Below are 25,551 nucleotides of genomic sequence, written 5' to 3'. Positions count from 1 at the left end.
AGAGAACGAATATGTTGACCGGAAAACACCTGATAGCTGGCGAATGGATCGGCGCAGACACCACTTTTGCGTCGGAACCAGCGCATGGACCAAGCCATGACTTTTCTGTGGGGACAGCGGCGATAATTGATAACGCAGTGGAGGCAGCAGAGTCGGCATTTGCCACTTTCGGGTGGTCATCTCGTATCGAACGCGCCGCGCTGTTGCGCAAGATCGCAGATGAGATTGATGCCCGCGAGGATGCCATCACCGAAATCGGCACTCAGGAAACCGGCTTGCCCGAGGCACGCCTGCAAGGGGAACGTGGCCGTACCATCGGCCAGCTGCGCCTATTCGCCGATCACATCGAAGCGGGCGATTATCTGGACATGCGCCATGACCCGGCCATGCCGGATCGTGCACCCCTACCCCGCCCCGACCTGCGCATGATACAGCGCCCGCTGGGTCCTGTTGCGGTGTTCGGCGCTTCGAACTTCCCATTGGCCTTCTCAGTCGCAGGGGGTGATACAGCCGCAGCATTAGCCGCAGGATGCCCTGTCGTTGTCAAAGGCCATTCGGCCCATCCCGGCACTGGCGAAATTGTCGCCCAGGCAATCGACGCCGCCATCAAAGCGACAGGAATTCATCCCGGAGTGTTTTCATTGGTACAGGGTGGCAAACGGGATGTGGGCACGCGATTGGTGCAACATCCCTTGATCCGGGCGGTTGGCTTTACGGGCAGCCTCGGAGGTGGACGGGCGCTGTTCGATTTATGCGCGCAACGCGATGAACCCATTCCGTTTTTTGGCGAACTGGGTTCAGTCAATCCGATGTTCATACTGCCGCAAGCGGCGGCCGCGCGCGGTGCTGAAATCGGCAATGGCTGGGCCGCGTCCCTAACCATGGGCGCTGGACAGTTCTGCACCAATCCCGGTATCGCCGTGATCATCGAAGGTCCGGATGCTGACGCGTTTCAAGCAGCGGCAGAGGCTGGCCTGTCTTCGGTGGCCGAACAGACAATGCTGACCGATGGAATTGCGGAGGCATACCGAAACGGAGTTTCGCGTGTAGCTGCTGGTACCGGTGTATCGAAGATTATCGGCACAAGCTGCAAGTCACGCGATGCGGCCCCATACCTGTTCACTGTTTCAGGTGATGACTGGCTCGCCAATCGGAAGCTGCAAGAAGAAGTCTTCGGACCATTGGGCATCATCGTACGCGTGAACGACAGCTCTCAGATGCAACAGATCGCGCGGGCCATCGAAGGGCAGTTGACCTGCACACTACATCTGGACGCTGGCGACAAACCCGACGCTCAGGCACTGCTACCGCTGCTTGAACGAAAGGCTGGGCGATTGTTGGCCAACAGCTTTCCGACCGGGGTCGAAGTTTGCGATAGCATGGTTCACGGAGGCCCCTACCCCGCCTCAACCAACTTTGGCGCAACATCCGTGGGAACATTGTCGATACGCCGTTTCCTGCGGCCGGTTTGTTATCAGGACATCCCATCCGAGCTTCTACCCGAGATATTGTGAGGTTGTTCATGTCGACAATCAACCCATCCAACCGGCTTGCAGATAAGACCGCTCTCATCACAGCAGCTGGCCAAGGCATTGGCCGTGCAACCGCCGAATTGTTCGCTGCCGAAGGCGCACGGGTGATAGCCAGCGACATCAACGATGCTGCGCTTGCCGAATTGGGCGGTATTCCGGGTATCGAACCGCTGCAACTGGACGTAATGGACGATAAGGCCGTTACAGATGCAGCGGTCAATCTGCCGCAACTGGACATTCTGTTTAGCTGCGCAGGTTATGTAGCGGGGGGATCAATTCTTGAATGCACTGAAAAGGATTGGGATTTCAGCTTTGACCTCAACGTAAAGGCCATGTTCAGACTGATCCAACTGACTCTACCCGGAATGCTGAAAGCAGGCGGAGGATCGATCATCAATATGTCGTCGGTCGCATCGTCCATGAAAGGCGTGCCCAACCGATTTGCGTATTGCGCGTCAAAAGCAGCGGTGATTGGCCTGACCAAGTCTGTGGCAGCCGATTTTGTGACCCAGGGCATTCGGTGCAACGCGATTTGTCCAGGTACGGTGGACAGCCCCAGCCTGCATGACCGGCTTCGCACCACCGGGGATTATGAGCAGGCAATGACTGATTTCATCGCCCGTCAACCGATGGGCCGTATTGGCACAGCGGAAGAGATCGCTGAACTGGCTCTGTATTTGGCCAGTGATGCCAGCAAATACACTTCGGGCCAGCCCTTTGCCATAGATGGCGGCTGGACGATCTGAGCAGGAAGGACCTGACAATGAAACTACTACGCTATGGCGCGAAGGGCGCTGAGAAACCCGGCATTTTGGCCTCAGACGGCTCGGTTCGCGACCTTTCCGGTGTGGTGGATGATATCTCGGGCGATACTCTTGGCGATGTCGTTCTTGAAAAGCTCCGCGCACTAGATTTGGCCAGCCTGCCATTGGTAGACAGCAACCCGCGCATCGGTCCTTGCGTTGGCAATGTTGGAAAGTTCATATGCATTGGCCTGAATTATGCCGATCACGCAGCAGAAAGCGGCATGGAATTGCCTGCTGAGCCCGTGATCTTCTTCAAAGCCACCTCGGCCATCGCCGGCCCCGACGATACCGTAGAAATCCCGCGCGGATCGGTCAAAACCGATTGGGAAGTTGAGCTGGGAGTTGTTATCGGCAAAGAGGCCAAATATGTCTCTGAGGCGGAAGCCATAGACCACGTCGCCGGCTACTGCGTAGTGAACGATTTGTCAGAACGTGACTTTCAGCTTCATCGCTCTGGCCAATGGGTCAAAGGAAAGTCTGCGGACACGTTCGGCCCAATTGGCCCCTGGCTGGTAACACGAGACGAAGTCCCCGACCCGCAGAACCTTCCGATGTATCTTGAGGTAAACGGGCACCGATATCAGGACGGATCAACCAAAACGATGCATTTTGGCGTAGCGACGGTCATCTCGCATCTGTCGCAATTTATGTCTTTGCAACCCGGTGACGTAATTTCTACAGGCACACCCCCGGGTGTTGGTATGGGACAGAACCCGCAGACCTACTTGAATCCCGGCGACAAAATGGAGCTTGGTATTCAGGGTCTGGGCACGCAACGTCAGAACGTCATCCAGGGATGAGAGCGCGCTGTTGGCGAATGCCATATGTAGCCTTGAAGCAACAAAAGTAAGCGAGAAGGTTTTGTCTCAGATAACGCCGCCCGTATACTGATTATCTATCAGGCCAGTATATATTCTTATAGGCGCTTCTCGCGCGATTAATCCGGTATTTGTAGTATCGGATCAGGTTACCGAACATCTTTCTGGTTGCTTCGGGCGTTTCAATACTGAGAAGAGTCATTGTTTTTTTAGCAAGCTTTAACAAAGCCTGTCCTTAAATCACGATTCAGCAGGCCCCTAAGCCGGCTAGATGGGGCGCCTTCGCATTAAAGTAGGCAGACCGATACAGCTCTTAATAATACTTATTAAAGTATTTTGCACACTACGTCCAAATGACCTTCTACTCGGTCAATCATTCAACCCATCGCCGCCCTTTCTTTGGCAAGCCACAGCGCAATCATATCCCTCATTGATAGGTGCTCACGGCCAATCCGTTATATGCTCACGCGCCTCGAATATGTTTCGGTACGCTATGTTGGTCTTCCCGTTGAAATGTAGTGCCGGGGCGCTCGAAGATAGAAGCGATCGCGTCGTCCCTGCCCTGCCGCGAAAACTGTGTATCTGTTCAGCCGCGACTAACTACATAAATTGTAGATTATCTGCCCTAGTTCCATATCAATACGTTAAGAAACCTTCTACTGATGGCCTGAACTTTTAGTCGTCAACTCTGCTCGGAACATACCTGCCCGAACTACAAAACAAGAATTTGAGGCCGGACGGTAAAAGCTAAGCGTTTAGATGGTCTCCCAGGGTACCGTATTACACGATTGGTCTGTTTGTGCAAAAAAACGGCGCTGAAATTAACCAGCGCCGCGCTTCGGATCTATCTCGCTAAGCCCGTCTTACCCGTGGGTAAGATCGTCCTCTTCTCGCAGATCCTCGATCAAGGTGGCCACAGCACGTTCTAATTTCGCCCTATCGACACGGGTAAAATCGAGATCATAGCGAAGTTCGATCCTTCCGCTGGATGCAGAACACTTTGCAATCCCTGCCCTGCCCCTTACCTGAAACGTTGTCTTCGCGCGGCGTGGTTTACCAACGGCTTCAGCCTTTGGCTTGGCGGCGGTCGCATTTTCGATTGTGAGAAAATCGCGAAGAATGGCCACTTCGCGCACGCTGTCGCGATTTGGTTCATTCACCAAAGCCGTACTGACTTGTCGGATCAATCCGGGATCAGAGTCGAGCTTTCGTTTGAGCTCAACACCCACATTCCGTGGAATATCGTTTGGGTGCATAAGAACCTTTTCCAACATGGCCAGCAAACTCGCAAACGCCCGAATATAGCTGCGCTTGGTATAGCTTGCAGATTTGAACAAGGTTGAAACCGCTTTGTCGACATCCGGACAATCATTGGCCGGGTCTTGCGCATAGGCACGTGCGAGCGCGCCCATTTCCGCAAACGAGATATCCTTTCGGATCAGGTTTTCATCGACCATGCGACGATAGCTTTCATCCAGCTCGGCGACGTCAGAAACACCGGCCGGTATCGTCGCAAATCGCGCGTCGCCGGTTTCCTCAAGTAATGCGCGAAATGCCGATAATCTGCGCATTCCTTGAATTAACTCAAAGCGTCCATCGTTGCGGCGCTCGACCCGGATCGGGTTCGAAAGACCTACATCCTGAATAGAAGCTTTCAACTCATCCAACTCAGGATCAGGGCCAGGCTTGCGGTCGCGCGTCAGGCGCTCGGTAACAACATCCGCCAATGCGATCTGTTCAGTAACATACCCTTCGGAACGTAGTCGCACAAGCTCGTGCGCTAACCTGTCATTTTCGACTCTGATTGCATCTTCGGTAGTTTGCTGGTCGCGTAGCGCATTAGCGTTCTCGGAGATTGCAGTGGCCATTGGTCCGCGCCTTTTCTCAAGCGCTTTATCCGGAACCTTGCCAACCGGGATTTCTTCCATCGCTGGCATATCGATATCGAACATTCTGCGTTTTCGGCTCATACGTCATCCTCCAGCTTGTCCCAGGCCGATAGCATGACGCCCCGGAATTCATCATAAACATTATCAAATGTCGAACGCGCGCGACGCCAGGTTTCCCTCGTCATCTCACGGTAATCCATCTCATAAACTGAACTCAGGAATCGACCCGATTGCTCGACCGCACGCGTCATCTCGACCGGGTGCTCGGCGAGGTGCTCACCAAAGACTTTGCGGAATGCGTCATACATCGCTGTGTGCAGTGCGTTCCCCGGTTCGTAGCGCGTAAGCAAAAACCGAATTTCGCAGAATGTCTTGGGTAAACCAATCTTACCCGTGGGTAAGGTCTTGTCGAAACCATAGGCCAGATCTTCGAGGGCTTCAGCCAACTGTCCAATGAATGAGGTGGTTGAATCGTATTCCCAGTATCCGGGCCCCGACGGGATATACAACATGTCTGCTGCGAACACCGCATTCATGGATTGGTATCCTATCGCAGGCGGGCAATCGAACAGGATCAGGTCATAAGCATCATTCGGTATTTGATCCAGATAGCGAGACACAGCTGCAAAAAAAGACCACTCAGGATTCAGGTGCCGATATTGTGCTGATGCGAATTCGACGAAAGCAGCGTTGGCGCAAGAAGGAATCGCATCAATCGTTGACCATGAGGTCTGCTTGATAAAATCAGAAATGCGCAGTTCGCCGAGGCCCATATCCGTTATAGAGGGTGGTAATTCTCGGCGGGGCAGGGCGGTTCCTGATTCCGCAGCCGCAGGGCGGTTATTCATGCGCTCGGTTTCACGGATCAGATCCCGCGCCATGATACCCCAGACGGTGAAGTCTTCAGCGACATCGGTCAGACCCATCGAATGGCTGAGCGTCGCCTGAGGGTCAAAATCCACCACTAATACTCGGTAGCCGTCCAGAGCAGCGGCGTGTGCAAGATGCAACGCCACGGTCGACTTGCCAGCCCCCCCTTTGAAATTGGCAACAGCGGCCCGAACCGCCCGCTTGCCCGCAGGGCGTGGGGGAGTGAGCGCTTTGCGATTAACCTTAAGCCGCCGCCTGAGCTCATTTACCTCTTCCAGACTAAACCAACGCTGCCGCCCATCAGGCTCGACCTCGCCTCCCGGCAATGAAGGATCGGCGGCCAGCTTTCCTCGGAAAGTCGATTGGTTCACCTTAAAGATCAGCTCGGACACCTCCCAGCTTGAGAACCGCCTTAGCGTCTTCTCCATCTCAGGGCTGAAAGTCTGCTGGCGAATCCAGCCCTGCAATTTCAGGGACTGGGTGCGCAATGCATTCAGGTCTTCGTGCGTGTACATGCCTCAGTTCTCATTCTTCTGGACGTTATTTTTCTCTCTTTTGTTATTTACGCCCGATTTGCATATTTGGCAAAAGAAATTATTGTAAGGTTGTGATGTTACCCACGGGTAAGAAAATATGGCCGTATCTAGTGCTGACCGATTCGGAACGCTGCTGCTCTCTGCGATCGTCCTGACGTCGGATATCCCACCAGATTTAGGGGGACACAACTCGAGCTAACACGGCATATAGGGGGACATTGCTGCTCCATAAGGGGACACCCTATGTGTCCCCCATCACCATAACTTCACCTATTTCTTTTATTTTTTGATAGCGAATAGCACCTATCAAATAGCGTGATCTCAACGAACTCTTGACAGAATCGAAGTATTGGACGCTAATCAGTGAACAATCACGAAAAGCGTTGGGAAACGGCGCGATTACGGCGGGATCAACCCGCATGAGGCAAAAAAGAGCGGTGAGGAAACGGATGCAGGTTGCGAAACCGGTCGGGCGAAATGCGCCTGCACTGAAGTACGATATCTTGTCGGCGCTCGCCGTTCACGCCTTATCAGGTGACAAGCATCGTCATCGCAGTGTTCTTCGCATCATGACATTAATTACCACGCGCTATAACTGGCGCTCCAATGAACTGTCGATTGGCCGGGAAGAGATCGCTCGGTTGTGGTCCGTGAACGAACGCACGGTTAAACGTGAGATGGCTAAGCTGCGCAGCGCAGGCTGGATTGCGGTCAAACGACCCGCCGCTCGGGGTCGGGTTGCGGTTTATGAACTCGACCTCAAGCAGATCATGCTGGACACAATGGAAGCCTGGCCCGTGATCGGAACGGATTTCCAGGAACGAATGCAGCAGAAGCCAGAGCGCGATACTAATGTTGTGCCATTTCAGTCAAAGCCATCGATCCCGCCGCCGCAGGGTGAAGACGTTTGGGCACAGGTTCAATCGATCCTACATGAGCGTGACCCAGAACTTTGGTCCAGTTGGTTCAAGCATCTGAACGAAGCCGAAAGGGCAGGGGGCCTGGCGACTCTGATTGCGCCAACGCGTTTCATGGCGGATTACATTGCACAGAAATGGTCGGGGAGGGTTTTAGCCGCTTATTCACGTGTAGACCCTTCGGTTCGAACAATTCGCATTGAAGCGGCAGAATAGGGCGCGGGCTTGCTCAACTGGCAACAGGCGACTATCTAGCGGAAACTGTTTATGAGCGCGTCAGATGTGACAAAGCTCGATCCTGATCACAGTGGACATGTGCATTGCAAAAGATCAAATCAAAATTTGCGGCTGTATTGAGTGATTCCGTCCTGTGGCGACTTCTCTCCGAGAATATGCGCGAGCAAGCGGTACCTTATACGATCGCGATCATCGCGATGGTATTTGTTGCGGCAACAACCGCGGGTATCGCCTTTATCATGCGCGATGTTGTGGATTCGCTGTTTGACAGTGAAAACTCAGCCAAGATTTTTGGCGTTTCGATGACCGTGTTCACGATCTTCCTGGTCAAAGGCATTGCAACCTACGTCCAGATTGTGGCCCTTACGCGTGCCGGGAACCGGATTGTCTCGAAACAACAGATCAAGCTTTACGATAAGCTTTTGCGGCAGGGTGTTTCATTCTTCAACCTGACAGAAAGCTCGGATTTGTTGTTGAAGGTGACACAAACGGCCCAGGCAGCGCGCACGGTGATCGAGATAATGGTGACCACGGCAGTTCGCGATATGCTGACCCTGATCGGTCTGCTGGCTGTTATGTTCTATCAGCAACCCATATTATCCCTTTTTACCCTGATCGTCGGCCCGCTGGCGGTTTTAGGGATCAGGATACTGCTCAGAAAGATTCGCGAGATTGCAGATATGGAACTGCAATCGATGGGCGCGATCATGAAAGTCATTCAGGAAACCTCGTCTGGCATTCGCGTGGTTAAGACTTTCGGGTTGGAAGAGCGCATGGCCAATAAGATGAACTCGGCCGTGAAAAGCGTCGAGAAGCGGCGCAATAAGCTTGCGCGTTTGCAGGCAGCGACAAGCCCGCTGACCGATATTCTGGCCGGGTTTGCAATTGCCTCGGTCATCGGGTTGAGCGCTGGTAAGCTGTTTGGCGCTGCAGCGTCTACTCCGGGTGAACTGATGTCGTTCGTGACCGCTGTGATGATGGCCTATGAGCCCGCGAAGCGTCTGACGAAGGTGCGGGTGAAGATGGAACTGGGTCTGCGCCGGGTGCAGATGTTGTTCAATATGTTGGACGAGCCTGAAACTCTGCCGGAAGAGGCCAATCCAAAAAGCCTGCCTGATGGTCCGCGAGAGGTGGTGTTCGACGACGTCACTTTCGGCTACCGTCGTCGCGATCCGATCCTGAAAGGGCTTTCGTTGACGTTCGAAGCTGGCAAGACCACCGCTCTGGTTGGTCTGTCCGGCGGCGGCAAGTCGACCATTTTGAATTTGGCCCTGCGCCTTTATGACCCGACCAGTGGTTCGGTATCGATCGATGGTCAGGATATCAAATACGCCTCGTTCAAATCACTGCGCCAGAACATGTCGTTCGTCGGGCAAGAGACGTTCCTGTTTTCGGCCTCAATCGCCGACAACATCCGTTTTGGCCGTGAGGGTGCCTCGCAAGACGACGTGATCGAGGCTGCCAAGGCCGCGAATGCCTATGACTTCATCATGTCGCTTGAGAAAGGCTTTGACACTCTGGTTGGTGAAAATGGTGCCTTCCTGTCCGGTGGTCAAAAACAGCGCCTTGCGATTGCGCGCGCGCTTCTGCGCGACAGCCCGATCCTGCTGCTGGACGAACCAACTAGTGCGCTGGACTCGCGGTCGGAACATCTGGTTCAGGAAGCCTTGGGCCGCCTGACCGAAGGGCGTACGACAATCATCGTGGCTCACAGGCTTTCAACCATCATGCATGCGGACAAGATCGTCGTGATTGAGGCTGGTGAAGTTCTTGAGCAGGGCAGCGCCCAACAGTTGCTGAAGAAACCGGGGCCATTCAAAACCCTGTATGACCATCAGTACTCGAACGCCGTCAATGCCGAATGATCCCGACGTGATCCAACGGCCTGACATTACACCGGCGCGTTCGCCCCTGAGCGCGTCAGTGATCATCCCGACCTATCAAAGCTGGGACCAATTGCAGCTTTGTCTGGATGGGCTCGCCTCTCAGACACTGAACACAAACCAGTTCGAGATACTTGCAGTCAACAATGACCCGACCGACCCCATGCCCAACGGGTTTCGCCTGCCCGCCAACGCCCGCATTCTAAGTGAGGCAAAACCCGGCTCATACGCAGCGCGCAACCGAGGAATCGAAGAAGCCGCCTCGGAGCTGCTGTTTTTCACCGACTCCGATTGTCAGCCTGACCCGCTCTATCTAGAGGCCGGGTTGAAAATAGCCGAAGACCACCCCGAGGTTAATCGCTTTGGCGGCAATGTTGTGCTGATCCCGAACGGGCAGGATTGGAAGACGACCGAACTATATGATGTTCATTTGGGGTTAGAGCAAAAAAAATGGGTGGAACGGGGGCGTGCGGTTACGGCCAATCTGATCGTACGGCGGGAGCTTATGGATCGCATCGGTCGGTTCAACGACACGGTGTTGTCCGGCGGGGACATGGAATGGAATGATCGTGCTCAATCTGCGGGCGAAGCGATTGTGTTTGCCGAAGACGCCATCGTCCGTCATCCGGCGCGCGACAGTCTTGGGGATCACATCACCAAAGCCCGTCGTATTGAGGGGGCTAGGCTGCGCCGCAATGCCAAGCGCGGCATCGTTAATTACATCCCGCCTGTGCAGAAATTGATCCCTTCCTTCAAGACGTTGAAAAATCTTCTGAGGAATCAAGATCTGTCAACCAAACAGGCTTTTGGTGTGTGGGGCGTTCACTATGTGATCCGCGTTGCAAAAATTACGGAAACCATTCGGCTTCTCTGGCTACGGAGGCCTGATCAGCGAAAGTAGTGGCAACTGGCAATGGCAAACCACCTTCAGAACCTGACGCACGGCGTACTGGATCGGCTTAATTCAATTTAATCCGGACGGTTTAACTCTCGGCTAGCGCTGATATCAATGGTACTTTTTCGGCTTCAGTGGCTGTGCTACCTGCATTCTGTATCCACACGAAGGAATGACACATGCCGCAGCATCAGCAGAACCGCGCCCAGGCGTCGCGTCCCCGTGTTCTCCTAATCGCCGAGGCGGCCAATCCCGAATGGGTTAGTGTACCTCTTGTTGGTTGGTCGCTGTGCCACGCGCTGAAGGAAGTGGCCGATGTGCATCTCGTGACGCATATTCGTAATCGAGATGCTATTTTGCGGGCTGGGTATATTGAAGGAAAAGACTTCACAATAATTGACTCAGAAACGGTGGCCAAACCCATGTACCAACTGGCACAGGTTCTTCGAATGGGGCAGGGCAAGGGTTGGACGATGAATACCGCAATTAATGCGTTGAGTTATCCCTATTTTGAGCATCTGGTGTGGAAGCGTTTTGCAGAAGAAATTCGCGCAGGTCGATACGATATTGTTCATCGAGTTACGCCGCTCACACCCACTACTGTTTCACCTATCGCGGCAAAGTGTGACGCTGTCGGTGTGCCATTCGTTGTCGGACCAATAAATGGTGGCGTACCATGGCCCAAAGGTTTTAATGCTGAACGCCGCCGCGAACGAGAATGGCTGTCCTACGTCCGGAGTGCTTACAAAGCGATGCCTGGCAGACGTCGCATGCTGAACGCCACTTCGGCTATCATTGTCGGGTCGGAATATACAGCTGGCGAATTCTCAAAGACATACCAGAACAGAGTTCATTACATTCCCGAAAACGCCATCGACACCACTCGGTTCAACCGGGTTGCACAGCAAAAACCGGACGGTCCACTACGGGCAGTTTTTATTGGGCGTCTCGTCCCTTACAAAGGCCTTGATATGGGCATTGAGGCTGCCCGGGTGCATCTTGCTAGCGGTGAGATGAGGCTTGATGTGATCGGAGATGGTCCGATGCGAGCTGAACTAGAAGAGCGAGTTCTGGCTGATGGGCTTACAGATGCAGTCACCTTTCATGGCAACGTCCCTCATGAATTGGTTCAGGATATTGCAGTGCAGTCTAACATTTTACTTTTCCCCTCGATCAGGGAATTCGGAGGTGGGGTTGTGCTGGAAGCTATGTCGATTGGCCTAGTGCCGATGATTGTTGACTATGCGGGACCATCAGAACTGGTAACACCAGATACGGGCTTTGCGGTGCCTATCGCATCCAGAAATAACATTGTAAGCGCTCTAAGACAGTCTCTGGACAGAATTTTGGCAGATCGCGGCGTTTTGCCAGATATGGCCGCGCGGGCGCGCCAGCGCGTTTCAGATGAATTCACTTGGCCGGTCAAAGCGCTCAAAGTCAGCGCTGTTTACAACCACGTCCTCGCGGATCGCGCCAGTTGACCCCCGAGGTAGTTAACTAGCTTCCTCGTCTTTTGGGTCTAATCCATCGGGATATAGAGGACCGCGGCACATTCTGCGCTCGACGATCAGGCTGTGTTTCACGTCGCGACCCGGAAATCTGAGGCTCCCGCTTCGAGCACATTTATCGGAACGGGTGGCACGATTAAAGTTGATCTCCGCGTTCGCGTATATTGATGTTCAGTACTTTGTTCATATCTGATCACGCTGATCCAGGTACCGATTGCACAGGGCATTGACTGTTGCGTGCAGGATGATGGTAAGTCCCGCCAACACGATCAGCGCGGCGAACATCAGGTCGGTTTTGGCACGGCCATTGGCCAACAACATCAGATATCCCAGCCCACGCGACGCTCCGACCCATTCACCGATGACGGCACCGATCGGGGCATAGACAGCAGCCAGACGCAGGCCGCTGGCAAATCCGGGCAGAGCAGATGGAATACGGATGTGCCACATTACTCGGGCAGGTGACGCCCCCATGACCCGAGCCAGATCCAGCCAGTCGCGATTGCTGCGCATCAGTGCATCAAAGAAAGACGAAGTAACCGGGAAATAAATGATCAGCAGCGCCATGGCGATTTTGGCCTCGAGCCCGAAGCCAAGCCACAGGGTCAGAATCGGTGCGAGGGCAAAGACGGGGATGGTCTGGGAAAACACCAAAATTGGTCGCACCAGCGCGCGTGCTAGCGGTGAGGCGGCAAGGCCGATGGCCGACAGCCCGCCCAGCACTGCGCCAAGGGCCAGCCCGATCAGCACTTCGGTCGCGGTGACCAGTCCATGTTCCAGCAGAAGGTTGCGGCTGTTCCAAATGGTTTCGGAAACCAACGCTGGCGGGGGCAAGATAAAACGCGGCAAGCCGGTGGCCCAGACCACCAGTTGCCAAAGCGACACTGCCACTGCGGCTGCAGCGATTCCTGCAGGCCAACCTGTCATCGGGCAGCCGGGAATCCTGCCCATGCGGCATCGAAAAAGGCGCGCTCTAGGGCCACGGCTTTTTCGAAGGTGGCGGCAACCTCGGCCTGCGCCTGGTCCGAAAGGGTCGGCCAGATCGCATCCAATTGCTCACGCAGATAGGCCACCACACTTTCGAACCCGTCGCCGGAGTGCAGGGTGATCCATTCACCCAGCCAGAACGGCAGATTATCGGCGCGGTTTTCGACCGGGCTAGCCCAATCCAGATAGACCCATTCCGCGACGACCAAGACCGCCAGCATCCGCTCATAACGCCCTGATGCACGAGCCTCGTCCATCAGGGCTTGAAACGCCAGTGTTTCGGGTGCGGCTTCGCTTGCCTGCGGCACATCCAGTGCGCTGAATGCACGCAAAAAATAGGTGTTCTCCGGCCCGCAGATCTGACCTAGAAACTGTGCGCCCGGCACAGCATCGGCGAGGTTGGGTGCATGCGCCACTGCTGAGGCCAGCAGACGCACGAAGCCTTCCACGAAAAGGTAATCCTGCTGTAAATAGCCAGCCATTTTGCCGTGATCGAGCGTTCCGGTAGCCAGCGCATTGGTAAAGTCATGTGTCGTGGCCGCTGTCCAGTTGTCCTGGTTCAGCGCCCTGAGAGTTTCGCTTGTGCTCATCTGTCAGTCCTGAGTTGTTGAAGCAGCGCGGCCTGGATGCCCAGCACGCCCGGATCATCAACAGGGCGCGGGATGCTGCCCATTGGAGTTTCGACCGGGTGCAGCCCGTCGCGCGTCATGATCATGATGTTCTGCCCCAGCCGCGCCACTTCGGCCGGGTCATGGGTGATAAGCAGCACCGTACGTCCCTTCAGCAGCTGTGCGGTGAGGTCCTGCATATGCACCCGAGTCAGGGCATCAAGGGCTGAAAATGGTTCGTCCAGCAACACAATGGGGCGGTCTTCCATCAGGGTTCGGGCCAAGGCCACGCGCTGTCTTTGCCCACCGGAGAGCTTTCCCGGTTTCTTGCCCAGATGTGTGCCTAGCCCAACTTGCTCCAGTACCTGCTCGGCCCGGCCCCGATCGAATTTCTCGCCGCGCAATCGTGCCCCTATTGCCACATTGTCGAGCGCTGATAGCCAAGGCAGCAACAAATCACTCTGCGCCATTAAGGCCACCCGCCCGGCCAGCGCGCCACCGTCCGAGGCCCAGATTTCACCGTCCAAAGAAACATGATCTCCCAGTCCGGCCAGCAGCTTGAGCACTGTGGATTTGCCCACACCACTGGCCCCCAGAAGACAGGTCCACCGCCCTGCATCAAGTCGCAGATCAATGCCGCGCGCGATGGATGTGTCGCCAATCGACAGTGATCCGCGCAGATATAGGGCGGGGGCCGGGCTCATGGCTGCGATGCCATGCCCCAAAAGCCGACCTCAAGCTCGGTCGCCTTGTGGAAGCGGTCGCAAAGATTTGCCCAACGTGGGCAGTTTTGCGGGTCATCCCCGATGCGCCGCGCTACCACGCCATCGATCAGCGCGCCAACATCGCAGCAGACCTGTTGGTAATCTTCCCCGCCATAAGTGTTGATCCAATCGGCATAGGTTTCCGAGGTCTTTGTCGCCGAAAGCTCTGCCCCGATCTCACCATAGCCCATGACGCAGGGGGCCAGTGTGGCCAGCAGATCAAGCATATCCCCTGAATGCCCGGCATCCAGCACATAGCGTGTATAGGCAAGATTAGCCTGACGCTCTTGCGTTGCAATAAGTTCTTCCTCGGAAATCCCAGCCTTGGCACAGATGCCGATATGCAGGGCAAGCTCGTCATTGATCAGTGCATTCACGGTCCCCGCGGCGAGGCGCATATCCGCGACGGTCTCGGCCTTGGTCACCACCAGCGCCCAAGCGCGGGCGAAATGGATCAGAAAGACATAATCCTGCTTGAGATAGTGCAGAAACGCTGCGCGCGGGAGGGTTCCATCACCCATGCCCCGCACGAATGCGTGGCGGGTATAGGCAGGCCAGGTTTCCCCGGCCGCCGCTCGCCACGCCTCAAATGAGGTACCGTAGTTCATTGTGCCCCCAGATCGACCGCGATTTTCGATACCGGGCGGGTGCCCTCGACCAGGCCGCTTTTGGCCAGAAATTCCTCGAAGCGGATGTAGCGGCCTTCGTCCAGCGCCTCAGGACGCAAGGCAAAGCGGGGTAGGGTGTCGACCCAGGCCTTTGCATTCAGCTCGTCGTCCAGCTCTTCCGCGTAGCTTTTGAAAACCTCCCAGCTTTCATCCGGGTTGTTGACGATGTATTGCGTGGCCAGCTCGGTGGCGCGCAGGAAGCGGCGCACCTTGTCCGTGTCCATCAGCTCGGGGTTGGCGACGTAAATCAACTCGTCATATGTCGGCACGCCTTCTTCTTCGACATAGAAGCATCGGCCTTCGACGCCTTCGATTTCCATCTGGTTCAGCTCAAAATTGCGATAGGCACCGATCACCGCATCGACCTGTCCGGACATGACCGACGGGCTGAGCGAGAAGTTGACGTTGATCATTTCGATCTCGTCCAGCGCGACACCGTGCTTGCCCAGCATGGCACTCAGCACCGCTTCTTCTACGCCGGCAACTGAGAACCCGATCTTGCCGCCCTTTAGCTGGCTGATCTCTTGAATCGGGCCGTCCTTTAGTGTCAGAAGACAGCTGAGCGGTGTCGCCACAAGTGTACCTACGCGCATCAGCGGCAGACCTTCGGCTACCTGTAGGTGCTGGTTTGGTTGGTAGCTCACGGCGATGTCACCCTGCCCAGCGGCCACCAGTTTGGGTGGGGCCGAGGGATCAGCAGGCGGCACAATCTCGACCTCAAGATTCTGGTCTGCGAAATAACCCTTTTGCTGCGCCACGATGATCGGACCGTGATCAGGGTTCACGAACCAATCCAGCAGCAGAGTCATCTTGTCTTGTGCCAGCGCCGGTGTAGCCATCAGCATCGCCGCTACGGTCAGAAAATGTTTCAATTCGGTTTCCTCGTTTCAGTTGTTGTCACCTAGGGCCAGAAGTTTGATTTCGGGCCCGTTTTTCGTGGAAATCCGCATCGCCACCTGCCAGGCCCGAAGACCGGAACGGCAGGCAAGGATGAGGCGTCTGTTGTTTTGCAAAAGGGGGTCACGCGGATCGATTTCATCGACACTGAGGCGCTGAGCCCCGGCCAGCTCCGGGCCAGTTTCATCTGCGGCGCGTAGGTCGATTACCAGATCGCCGGCCCGAAGCATCTCTTGCGCTATGAAGTCCGGCTCTGGTGCAGGATCCGGTGCGCCGTCAAAGCGAAAACCGCCAAAGCGCATGCTGGTGGCGTCATAGGTCACCAGACGCCCCATTGGCGTAAGGTCCCCGCTCAGCACCGCAACCGCGATCTGCGCTTGCAGACTGCCGATCACACCCACCGTCGGGCCAAGCACGCCATCGGCGTCGCAGGAACCCAGCCTTGCAGGCAGATCCGGGAACAGCGCGCGCAGACCCGGAGCCTTGTGGCAGAAGCCCCCAACATAGCCCTCCGAGCCCACAACGCTGGCGCTGATCAGCGGCAGATCGGCAGCAAGGCAAACATCCGAGGCCACATAGCTGGCGGCAAAACTGTCGGCGCAATCTAGCACCAGATCAACACCCTGACAAAGTTGCGGGGCATTGGCCGGATCAAAGCGGGTTTCGACCGGTTCGATCCGCACCTCATCATTCAGCGCCATCATTTCACGTGCTGCCACCTGCACTTTGGATTGCCCTATGTCGCGTTCACGGAACAGCGTTTGGCGGTGCAGGTTCGACAGGCTGATCATATCATTATCAACCAAACGGATACGTCCCACACCGGCCCCGACCAGATATTGCAGCACTGGTGCGGCAAGCCCTCCTGCGCCAATCACCAGTACATGCCCGGTGCGCAAGTTTTCCTGCCCCGATGCGCCAAAGCCAGGTACAGCAATCTGGCGTGCATAGCGGCTCATGGGCAGATCCTTAGCCACTCGCGTACACGGGCTTCTGGGTCGTCCTTCAAGGTGATGTCGGTCACGGCGGACACGATGTCGGCCCCGGCGGCGAACGCACCCGGCGCGCGCTCGACCGACATGCCACCTATCGCCACAAGCGGAATAGGTCCGATCCGCGCCTTCCAGTCGGTCAGCTTTTCAACACCCTGCTGGTGCCACTTCATCTTCTTGAGGATGGTCGGATACACCGGCCCAAGCGCCACATAGTCAGGCCGCAAAGCCAGCGCACGCTTAAGCTCTGCTTCGTCATGGGTTGAGACGCCAAGTTTCAATCCAGCAGCCTGGATTGCATCAACATCAGCGGTATCCAGATCTTCCTGCCCCAGATGCACCCAGTCGCAGCCAAGCTCAATCGCCAGTTGCCAATAGTCATTGACCACCAACAGCGCGCTGTGGTCGCGGCACAAATCCCGCGCCTCCGCCAACTGCGCGCGCACCGCATCCAGGGGATGTTCCTTGATGCGCAGCTGCACCAACCGCACTCCGAGCGGCAGCATTCGGCGCAGCCATGAGATGTCATCGAATATCGGGTAGAACGACGGCAGCGTCACAGCATGGCCTTTCCGAAAACAGGTGTTGAGGGCGCGGCCATGTCGCGCGGTTCCATAGCATCGGCACCGAAGGCCAAGGCACCGGCTTCAACCGCGCGGGCAAACGCTTGGGCCATCGCCGCCGGATCACCTGCCTTAGCGACCGCCGTGTTCAGCAGCACCGCATCATAGCCGATTTCGATGGCCTGTGCCGCCTGTGATGGCAGGCCCAGCCCTGCATCAACCACAAGAGGCACCTCGGGAAAATGAGCCCGTACCGAGCGAAGGCCGTAAAGGTTGTTCAGCCCCAGTCCGGTGCCGATCGGCGCCCCCCAAGGCATCAACACACGACAGCCAGCCTCGATCAGTTTCTCACACAGCACCAAGTCTTCAGTGCAATAGGGGAAGACGTCGAACCCTTCGTCGGCGAGAATGCGCGCCGCCTCTGCAAGGCCGAACGGGTCGGGTTGCAGCGTGTCGGCATGGCCGATCACTTCCAGTTTGATCCAGTTGGTTTCAAACAACTCGCGCGCCATCTGCGCTGTGGTGACAGCTTCACGTACCGAGTGGCACCCGGCGGTGTTGGGCAACACCTCGACACCCAAATCACGGATCAGAGACCAGAAATCCTGCCCGGCCCTTTCACCACCCGCCTCGCGACGCAGCGACACCGTGGCAATGCCTGCGCCCGAACGTCGAAACGCATCGGCGAGCACTGCGGGCGACGGATACTGCGCGGTGCCCAACATCAGGCGCGACGCTATTTCCTTGCCGTAGAATTCCGGCATGTCAGCCCCCCTGCTGCGGCGAAACCAGCTCGATCCGGTCCCCATCGGAAAGCATGTGCGCCGCACGTGTTGATGCCGGAACGAACACCTCGTTCACCGCCGTGGCCAGTTTGTCATTGCCTTTGCCAAGTTCGATCAGAAGATCGGCAAGGCTGGGGCCCTTGGCCTCGGTGACCTCACCATTCACCATCAGTTTCATGTGGTTCTCCCCGGTGTTTCATACGCGCTTTTCGTGCCTTCGCAGTTCTCGTACCAAAGCGCGGGCTGCGTGCCGCAGGTCACCAGATCTGCCACCATTTCCGCCAACGCCGGAGCAAGCAGATAGCCATGCCGGAACAGCCCGTTCACCATGATGCGATCTTCGAAATGGCGGATGCGCGGCTGATTGTCCGCAAAGGCCGGGCGGGCATCGACGCCAATTTCCAGCAGCTCGGCCTCACCAAATGCCGGGTGCAGCGCATAGGCCGCATTCATTAGTTCCATCACGGATCGCAGGCTTGCGCGGGTGCGCTGCCCACTTTCGATCTGGGTTGCGCCCAACATGAATACGCCATCGCCGCGAGGTACGATGTAGAGCGGGAAACGAGGATGCAGCAGCCGCACGGGACGCGATAGCGACAGGTCCGGGCAGCGCACGATGAGCATCTCACCCTTTACGCCGCGCAAATCGCTCAGCCGATCCTGCGCGGCCAGACCACGGCAGTCGATGACCTGACCCAGCGTTTCGCTTGTGGTCAGAAACTCAACGCCCGAGGCCACCAGCTGCGCATGCAACCCGGCCAACATCGGGCGGGGATTGAGATGCGCTTCACTCGCGATGAACAACGCCTTGCCGAATTGCTCGGCCAGATGTGGCTCATGGAGGGCGATGCCCTCACGGTCCAGCCATTCCACACCTTCGGTGCGCCGTGCAAATGTCACCAGCTCGCTCTGATCCCGACCCAAAGCGACAACCATGGTACCGTTCCGGATCACATCCTGGCCGAACTGCGCCCCCTGCTTTTGCCACCAATCCGCTGCTTTGCGCCCGTGTTCCACAACGGGCTGTTCGGTGACTGCGCCCTCGCATTCCGGTGCCAACATGCCCCCGGCCCACCAGCTGCAGGAATGCGTATTCACGGGACCTGCCGGGTCGATCATCCGTACGGAAACACCGCGTGACACCAGCTCGGCTGCAACGCAAAGCCCGGCAACCCCGGCACCCAGAATGGTGACAGCGCTCATGCCCACATCTCGTGAAAATGATGTACCGGGCCATGGCCTTGTCCAATCTCCAACCCGTCGGCACGTTTTATTGCAGCGTGCAGCCAGCCATGCGCCCGCCGCACCGCAGTTTCAAGATCCATGCCCCGCGCAAGGCAGCCCGCAATTGCTGCGGAATAACTGCAGCCAGTACCATGCGTGTTGCGGGTCGCGATCCGCGGTGCCTCCAGCGTGACAACGAACCCTGACTTTGCCAGCACATCAAGGCACTCAATGCCATCGGCATGGCCGCCCTTGATCAGAACTGCCTTAGGACCTAGCGCCAGCAACGGCGCAACCAGTCCGGCACTGTCGCCCTTATGGGTTTGTCCCAGCAGCTTGTCCGCCTCGGGCAGGTTCGGTGTCAGCAGGTCAGCGCGCGGCAGAAGATACTGCTTCAGCGCGGCAATCGCTTGATCTTCAAGCAGGGCGACCCCGGATTTCGCCACCATGACGGGGTCGAGGACGACAGGTCCGGAAAAACCTTCCAATGCACGGGCCACTGTTTCGACCAATGATGGCGTGCCCAGCATTCCGATCTTGATGGCGTCTATGCGGATGTCGTCCAGGACCGCCTTGATCTGAGCCGCGACCACATTGTCGGGTACCGGATGTACTGCGGTCACGTCACAGGTATTCTGCGCGGTTATCGCGGTCACCACGCTGCAACCGAACACGCCCATTGCGCCGAATGATTTGAGATCCGCCTGAATGCCCGCGCCGCCTCCGCTGTCGGAACCGGCAATCGTTAATGCAGTCGCAACCATGGCACATCCTTCGTTGTCATGGTCAGGATGTGCGTGGAAAGACCCAGAGCCTGTGTAGTGACACGAGTTGTGACACGGAGCGCCCGGTATGCCTGTTTCCTCCGCCGGTCCTAACCGGGTCAGGTTCAATGGGTTTGCATGTCTGCATCTCAGCCCCGAGGGGCACCCCAACAGATGGTTACCGATTATTGATGAGATCAGGTCTCGTCAACAGCTTTGTTGCACACCGTTTGATGGGTGCGGCTTCGCTTTGAGCTTTGCAGTTAACTCGGGGTGTTGCCGGTGTCGCAAAATGGTGGTGTTTCCAGATGCTATGACCGGAAAACGGCACAATAAGACAGGGACACCCAGCGCCGACATCGTGGTCGTTGACCCAGCCCCGCGATCCGAGATTGAAGGCAGAAACGGTTCTTTGAGGTCCTGTCACAAGTTCCCGTCCGCAGATGCACATAGTTGCAACGAATAAATTGCTATGGGCAAATTCAGGTCACAAGTCGGCTAAACGTTTCATTTAAGGGCGCTCAACTGCCTTGGCCAATTCGCATAGTTCGAAAATGCTCGTCTCAATGACGCGGTTCAGCCAAGATCTCGTGTGCAGGTCCAAACAACCCTCCAGGACAAATCGTCCAGCCGTAGAAAACCTGTGTTCGAAAGAATCCTTTTACAGGCCCGGACACCTTTGTGCCCATAAATGAGGCGATGGAATTCAATAACAATGGCTCGAATGCCCGACAGGTCCGCATTCCTCAAGAAATCCAGTTCCGCCCCCTCAATATCCATCACAAGAACCGTCGGAGCGAACTCTCGTTTCACCGCTTCGAAGTCCGCTTTAGCTACGCGCACTGATTTTGTTGATTCACCTTCATTATCAAAAACTGAAGACCCTAGATATGAAGCGTCATTATGAAACGGAATAGAGTCGGGATCCTTTGGATTGGCGCTTAGTATCGCATTCCGGACTTCGATCCGGTCTGAAAGCCCATTTAGGGCATGTAAACGACGGATGTGTGGAATTGGATTTGGATTGGCTTCAAAACTGAGAATAGCCTCTGGTTTGTTCTCGAGCGCGACAACAGCACTCACGATACCCAGCCCGGCGCCCATTTCCAGAATACGATCCTCAGGTTGAACGACGCTCAAAGCGCCATCCATTTCCCAGCTTTCATAATTGTCCTGCTCGATCAGATTCATGATCGTTTCGTCCAGAAATGGCGATGAAGGTATCTTCAATCCACGGTACTGGATCGCAACATCAGGGTTCGTTTCGGTCATTCTTGCTCCATTCCAAGGATGAGCCGTCGGTAGAGCATGTTTTGCATAAGGTCAGACTATTTGCATCAAACATCATGTCGGTAATCTCGCATAGAGGTCCGAGATATTCGTCTTCAGAACCTCGTTGAACCACTCAACCGACAAGTCAAACTCGTGGTCATGATAATAAGTATCCAAACGCCGGAAAGGGCGGACCTGCACATCATCGAGAAGACCATTACCCCTTAGTCTTTCTTCGGTGTCCTTGTCGTATTTTCAGATAATGTCATGAAGCTCTTGAACAGCGTTCATAGACGATAAATATTTCAGGAATTGGACCTGTTCATAGCAGAAATCGTTGCTGCCCTTCGGTGATTCATATGTGCGCTTATCATGATATCTCAGCAATTTGAGCATCCAGTGGATTTCGGTCAGTCCGTCAAGGTGACAAATGACCGATTGTTGAGAAACATATCGCTTGATGTTAGCTCTCCACCGCTGTGGCGCATGAACACCCAATTTGATGTTCTTCCCCGTTCGGGTGGCGCTTTTTCCGAAACGATGCGCACAAAATCCTCTGTCGCTGTACTTGAGTCGTTCTTCTCCGAATAAGCTTCGGGCGACATAGCCGCGGGTGTGCTTAGGCTTCAGCATAAGACCACCAAATAGTCCGGGTGTGGTGTCCTCGGTTGAAAACACACGCTCGCCATTAGGAATTGAAATCGTATCAACATCCGAGGGCAGGTCAGCAAGCTCTTGTGCAAAATCATCGGCTTGCAGATACTCATCCGCATCGAGGAAAAGCATCCAATCGACTTTTGCTTCTCGATAGGCTTTTGTCGCTATCAGCCTTTGGCGTCTGAAACTGTTTTCTGGATAAGTACAGTCCCAGTTCCTTCGAAAAAACGTGTCATCCATCACTTCAACGCGACAGTTCGGTATCTGAGCCAGAAGTTGCCGCGCTTTCGGATCATCACCATCCAGAAAGATAAAGATCTCTTGCGCGCCGATTGACGCATAATAGGAAGCAAATATAGCCACCAGCTCTGGCGGCTCTTTGACCATGGTAACGACACTCCAGGTGGCCATCTTCAAAGGAGTCCTGTGTTTGGGAAGAGCCAAATTCGCTGATTGCACGTCTTTAGAGTCACCGGCTTCCTCTATTGCCCAGTAAGTCTGGATTTGTGGCAACCTTGATCGGTGAATTTTCCGCCTTAATCAAGAGCATCCTGAGGTCTTATTGGACGATCCGATTTAAGACAGTTTGGGTGATCTTGCGACCTTTGTCGGGGAGGACTGAGAAAACTGGACCAAAGTTGAGGTAACCAAACAATTACCGCTTATTGCGAGCCCCTAAAGTTTGATCGTTACCGCTCGTTCTTTTTCGCGAAACACAAAGGTGCGAGAATTCTGACTAACGGACCTGCGCTACAGACAGTTCATATTGGACGGTTGGGTCACCATCACAATTGCGGTTGTATCGGGATCATTAAACCAGTGGATCGAATACCGGAGCCATGCTAATGCGGAGCAAGCGAAAAATATAACGGGCATCGATCCAGCATGGATATTTCTCCAGTAATTTCATCGTTTTGGCATGGATCCAGTCTGACTTTTTTCGAGCAACTCTGCCTCAAAAGCTTTGTGGATCACGGCCATAAGGTCAAGTTGTACTCTTTGAATGAAATCACGAATACGCCACCGGGCGTTGAAAATGCGGATGCACGTATTTTCTTACCTGACCACCTGAAAATATGGCGAAACGAAAAGCGAAACAGCGCTTATGCCCCGTTGTCGGATTTTTTCAGGATCAACATGCTTCGGGAATCCGACGAAATCTGGATGGATTGCGATATGTTGTGTATGCAGCCGATCCCCGACATTCCGTATATTTTCGCAAAAGAGAAACGCTATTATAACAATGCGGCTCTCCGGCTGCCGCACAGTTCTCCAACATTGCAGGGTATGCATGACTTTATGAACGGGTCTGAGATCGTGATCCCCAATGACTGGCCGTGGAAAAAGAATATTGATGTTTCCATCGGCAAGTCCAATGAAGACGGCTCTTTCTCGGTACCGTTGGAAAACCTGTCGCAGCTGCCATTTTATACGTTCGGGCCTCAGGCTATCTCGTATTTCCTGGGCAAAAACGGTGAAGTCAAACACGCCCTGCCACCCGAGTCATTCTATTCCCAAGAACCTACGGCCATGCGCTTGAATTATTTCCGGCCGCGGTTTTCCCGCATATCGCTCAATGAAAACGCGTTGGGGGTTCATCACATTGGCGGCTCAAGCATGCGCAAGAAATACAATATGGACGGTGGGTTTCCTTTGCCGCATCCCAACAGCCAGGTCGCCAAGCTATGCAAGAAACATGACATCGATCCCTCTAAGGCGATGCCACAGGATGTGCTGAAGTCTGTTGACCAAGATTAAAATGTCTGGGCAAGTCAAAAGCGCCAGTCTGTGTCCAGGTTTGGGGCGATCGCAAACAATAACACTAGGTGTCATCTGCTAATACCGTAGTGCCAAGTTGTTTGGCGGACGGTTTCCCAACCGGCCATTGCATTGAGTACAACGGACAACAACTTGGCAATCAAAGCAATGGCGGTCGCTTCAGGCAAGGATGATAAACTGCGACACTGTCAACATATTCGATTGTCCTTCTGCGGATAGAGCCTTTACTTTTTCTAGCGTAGAAATTTCACTACGATTGCTTGCAGCGATGCAGGTCCGGCCATATTAGGATGCTAAGGAGTATAGGGCCGAATGATAAGAAGCCCGAACGCGGGTCTCGGACTAATCTGGGGCCCAGTTTATCGGATAGTCGAATGTCAAAGACGCTGGTTGCAGATCACAAGGATATTCACCGATCATCTATCCCGGCTTCTAACAGCAGAAGACCGACTAGAAGCATGTCTTTGTCGATCCGGTCGCTCTGATAGGGTGTGAACAAAGATGTCTACCCTTAACGATAATGATCTGAACCAACCTCCTCAGCCTGATCAAGGATGGTCGCGCGAACTTGTTGCGCTTGAGCGGGCCATTGTGGTTCCGCCCGCAGTCTCCGACACGGTGCAGGAAGCTGGTGTTCTGACTGAAAACCGGGAATATTGCGCGCATGGGGCGCTTTGGCGGGGAAAGCGTGCCATGACCACCCAGCCGGTATCGCCAACAGACCCTTTGCCGCAATTGTCGGGTCGCTGGCTTTATGCCGGGCTGTTATGGGTACACTTTGGTCATTTCCTGGCTGAAAGCACCGCACGTCTTTGGCCGCTGCCGGCAATCGCGAAGGATATTGATGGGGTCCTCTTTACCCCCAAGCGACCCGCCAATGGGGATGAAACGCGCCCCATGCAGCATAATTTTTTTGCGCTTTTGGGTATTGATCTGCCAATCAAAGTGGTGACCGAGCCAACTCAGGTAGAACATCTGCATGTGCCCGGTCAGGGATTTGGGCTGGGCCCGATTGTGGCGGGAACGCCTGAATATCGTGCCTTGATCCATCAAAATTTTGGCGCCGACGTTCCCCCTGATGGGCCGGAGCGGCTTTATATTTCGCGCGCGGGTCTTGGAATACGGCGGGGTGGCGTTATCGGAGAAGAGTTTCTCGAAGAGAATTTGCGCCAGAACGGGTACGAGATTTTCTATCCGGAACAACACCCGATGGAAAAGCAGATCGCGCGTTACAAAGCCGCCCGTCAGATCGTTGCACTAGACGGGTCGGCACTGCATCTTTTTGCTCTGGTAGGCCGTCCAGATCAGCAGGTTGCAATGATCCCGCGCCGCACTTCTTCGGTGCATCACAATATCTCAGCTCAGCTAGCGGCCTTTTGCGGGCAAGAGCCTTTGGTCGCCAATGCCATTCGCACTGATTGGGTATTGGCTTCGCGCGGTCGCCCCAACCGCCATTCACTTGGAGAGCTTGACATGTCCAGATTGCATAAAATGCTTGCCGATGCAGGATTTGTCTCACCTGATCTGGCCTGGGAAGAAATGTTCTGGCGGCAGCGGCGGCGAACCATCCGAAAACTGGAAAAAGCCCTTGGCGACCAGCTGGTTCCCATCCATCAAGAGCCCGCTAACTATTGCAGCTAATCCTGGATATACGCGACACAGCTCGGGATCAGGCGCGCCAAGCCAATGGGGTTGCGTCT

General features: G+C 55.2%; 24 protein-coding genes and 1 riboswitch. Of the genes, 9 read left to right on the top strand and 15 right to left on the bottom strand.

Annotated elements, in window-relative coordinates; genetic code table 11:
- Positions 1-11 precede the first annotated feature (11 nt).
- The 3 genes from AC2TEM_RS07130 to AC2TEM_RS07120 are packed head-to-tail and all read left to right on the top strand — an operon-like array spanning position 12 to position 3,138.
- Positions 12-1,514, top strand: coding sequence for an aldehyde dehydrogenase (NADP(+)) (locus AC2TEM_RS07130; protein WP_170423112.1), 1,503 nt, complete (start codon positions 12-14; stop codon positions 1,512-1,514).
- A gap of 8 nt (positions 1,515-1,522) precedes the next feature.
- Positions 1,523-2,278, top strand: coding sequence for an SDR family oxidoreductase (locus AC2TEM_RS07125; protein WP_170423110.1), 756 nt, complete (start codon positions 1,523-1,525; stop codon positions 2,276-2,278).
- A gap of 17 nt (positions 2,279-2,295) precedes the next feature.
- On the top strand, positions 2,296-3,138 hold the full coding sequence (locus AC2TEM_RS07120; protein ID WP_480856056.1) for a fumarylacetoacetate hydrolase family protein: 843 nt from the start codon (positions 2,296-2,298) through the stop codon (positions 3,136-3,138).
- An 881-nt stretch (positions 3,139-4,019) separates the two neighbouring features.
- Here AC2TEM_RS07120 and AC2TEM_RS07115 read toward each other — a convergent pair.
- Together AC2TEM_RS07115 and AC2TEM_RS07110 are read right to left on the bottom strand one after the other, a co-directional pair.
- Positions 4,020-5,126 (bottom strand): ParB N-terminal domain-containing protein, encoded by a 1,107-nt coding sequence (locus AC2TEM_RS07115; protein ID WP_170423106.1) that lies wholly within the window; start codon positions 5,124-5,126, stop codon positions 4,020-4,022.
- Positions 5,123-6,430 carry an AAA family ATPase gene (locus AC2TEM_RS07110; RefSeq protein ID WP_170423104.1) on the bottom strand — a complete coding sequence of 436 codons (1,308 nt, stop codon included), beginning with the start codon at positions 6,428-6,430 and terminating at the stop codon, positions 5,123-5,125. Before AC2TEM_RS07110 ends, AC2TEM_RS07115 begins: the two co-directional genes overlap by 4 nt.
- A 470-nt stretch (positions 6,431-6,900) precedes the next feature.
- Here AC2TEM_RS07110 and AC2TEM_RS07105 point away from each other — a divergent pair, with 470 nt between their 5' ends.
- The 4 genes from AC2TEM_RS07105 (at position 6,901) to AC2TEM_RS07090 (ending at position 11,864) form a co-directional block, all read left to right on the top strand.
- On the top strand, positions 6,901-7,584 hold the full coding sequence (locus AC2TEM_RS07105; protein WP_170423102.1) for a DnaA N-terminal domain-containing protein: 684 nt from the start codon (positions 6,901-6,903) through the stop codon (positions 7,582-7,584).
- 137 nt (positions 7,585-7,721) lie between these two features.
- Positions 7,722-9,470, top strand: coding sequence for an ABC transporter ATP-binding protein (locus tag AC2TEM_RS07100; protein ID WP_480568386.1), 1,749 nt, complete (start codon positions 7,722-7,724; stop codon positions 9,468-9,470).
- Entirely contained in the window at positions 9,433-10,389 is a 957-nt protein-coding gene (locus AC2TEM_RS07095) for a glycosyltransferase family 2 protein (protein WP_480856055.1), read from the top strand. The genes AC2TEM_RS07100 and AC2TEM_RS07095 overlap by 38 nt, the downstream gene beginning before the upstream one ends.
- A gap of 173 nt (positions 10,390-10,562) precedes the next feature.
- Positions 10,563-11,864 (top strand): glycosyltransferase family 4 protein, encoded by a 1,302-nt coding sequence (locus AC2TEM_RS07090; RefSeq protein WP_480790490.1) that lies wholly within the window; start codon positions 10,563-10,565, stop codon positions 11,862-11,864.
- A 210-nt stretch (positions 11,865-12,074) separates the two neighbouring features.
- Here AC2TEM_RS07090 and AC2TEM_RS07085 read toward each other — a convergent pair whose 3' ends face one another.
- From AC2TEM_RS07085 to AC2TEM_RS07025, 13 genes are all read right to left on the bottom strand, one after another.
- Positions 12,075-12,818, bottom strand: coding sequence for an ABC transporter permease (locus AC2TEM_RS07085; RefSeq protein WP_170423096.1), 744 nt, complete (start codon positions 12,816-12,818; stop codon positions 12,075-12,077).
- Positions 12,815-13,468: a TenA family protein gene (locus tag AC2TEM_RS07080; RefSeq protein WP_480856054.1), complete on the bottom strand. Its 654-nt coding sequence runs from the start codon at positions 13,466-13,468 to the stop codon at positions 12,815-12,817. Before AC2TEM_RS07080 ends, AC2TEM_RS07085 begins: the two co-directional genes overlap by 4 nt.
- Complete coding sequence (locus tag AC2TEM_RS07075) at positions 13,465-14,190, bottom strand: ABC transporter ATP-binding protein (RefSeq protein WP_170423093.1); 726 nt, start codon at positions 14,188-14,190, stop codon at positions 13,465-13,467. Before AC2TEM_RS07075 ends, AC2TEM_RS07080 begins: the two co-directional genes overlap by 4 nt.
- A complete protein-coding gene (tenA, locus tag AC2TEM_RS07070; RefSeq protein ID WP_170423092.1) occupies positions 14,187-14,858 on the bottom strand; it encodes a thiaminase II in 672 nt (223 codons plus the stop codon). Before tenA ends, AC2TEM_RS07075 begins: the two co-directional genes overlap by 4 nt.
- Complete coding sequence (locus AC2TEM_RS07065) at positions 14,855-15,763, bottom strand: ABC transporter substrate-binding protein (RefSeq protein WP_480763033.1); 909 nt, start codon at positions 15,761-15,763, stop codon at positions 14,855-14,857. The genes tenA and AC2TEM_RS07065 overlap by 4 nt, the downstream gene beginning before the upstream one ends.
- Before the next feature lie 42 nt (positions 15,764-15,805).
- Positions 15,806-16,774, bottom strand: coding sequence for a HesA/MoeB/ThiF family protein (locus tag AC2TEM_RS07060; RefSeq protein ID WP_170423087.1), 969 nt, complete (start codon positions 16,772-16,774; stop codon positions 15,806-15,808).
- Positions 16,771-17,367, bottom strand: coding sequence for a thiamine phosphate synthase (locus AC2TEM_RS07055; RefSeq protein ID WP_170407481.1), 597 nt, complete (start codon positions 17,365-17,367; stop codon positions 16,771-16,773). The genes AC2TEM_RS07060 and AC2TEM_RS07055 overlap by 4 nt, the downstream gene beginning before the upstream one ends.
- Positions 17,364-18,134: a thiazole synthase gene (locus AC2TEM_RS07050; protein ID WP_170423085.1), complete on the bottom strand. Its 771-nt coding sequence runs from the start codon at positions 18,132-18,134 to the stop codon at positions 17,364-17,366. Before AC2TEM_RS07050 ends, AC2TEM_RS07055 begins: the two co-directional genes overlap by 4 nt.
- Position 18,135: 1 nt before the next feature.
- A complete protein-coding gene (gene thiS / locus AC2TEM_RS07045) occupies positions 18,136-18,333 on the bottom strand; it encodes a sulfur carrier protein ThiS (protein WP_170423083.1) in 198 nt (65 codons plus the stop codon).
- The gene (locus AC2TEM_RS07040) at positions 18,330-19,358 is read right to left on the bottom strand and encodes an FAD-dependent oxidoreductase (RefSeq protein ID WP_170423081.1); all 1,029 of its coding nucleotides are present in this window, start codon (positions 19,356-19,358) and stop codon (positions 18,330-18,332) included. Before AC2TEM_RS07040 ends, thiS begins: the two co-directional genes overlap by 4 nt.
- Positions 19,355-20,143, bottom strand: a complete 789-nt coding sequence (thiD, locus tag AC2TEM_RS07035) for a bifunctional hydroxymethylpyrimidine kinase/phosphomethylpyrimidine kinase (RefSeq protein ID WP_170423079.1) — start codon at positions 20,141-20,143, stop codon at positions 19,355-19,357. The genes AC2TEM_RS07040 and thiD overlap by 4 nt, the downstream gene beginning before the upstream one ends.
- Before the next feature lie 79 nt (positions 20,144-20,222).
- A riboswitch (TPP riboswitch) is annotated at positions 20,223-20,323 on the bottom strand.
- 396 nt (positions 20,324-20,719) lie between these two features.
- Positions 20,720-21,415 (bottom strand): FkbM family methyltransferase, encoded by a 696-nt coding sequence (locus AC2TEM_RS07030; protein ID WP_170423077.1) that lies wholly within the window; start codon positions 21,413-21,415, stop codon positions 20,720-20,722.
- A 255-nt stretch (positions 21,416-21,670) separates the two neighbouring features.
- On the bottom strand, positions 21,671-22,459 hold the full coding sequence (locus AC2TEM_RS07025; RefSeq protein WP_170423075.1) for a glycosyltransferase family 2 protein: 789 nt from the start codon (positions 22,457-22,459) through the stop codon (positions 21,671-21,673).
- A gap of 498 nt (positions 22,460-22,957) precedes the next feature.
- On the opposite strand from AC2TEM_RS07025, the gene AC2TEM_RS07020 reads away from it, so the two are divergent.
- The gene (locus AC2TEM_RS07020) at positions 22,958-23,830 is read left to right on the top strand and encodes a hypothetical protein (protein ID WP_170423072.1); all 873 of its coding nucleotides are present in this window, start codon (positions 22,958-22,960) and stop codon (positions 23,828-23,830) included.
- Between the two features lie 522 nt (positions 23,831-24,352).
- Entirely contained in the window at positions 24,353-25,492 is a 1,140-nt protein-coding gene (locus AC2TEM_RS07015; RefSeq protein WP_170423070.1) for a glycosyltransferase family 61 protein, read from the top strand.
- Positions 25,493-25,551: the final 59 nt, after the last annotated feature.

The organism is Ruegeria sp. HKCCD3925 (assembly GCF_057221175.1).
The sequence above is the reverse complement of the archived record's forward strand: the minus strand, read 5'-3'. Positions and strand labels throughout refer to the sequence as shown.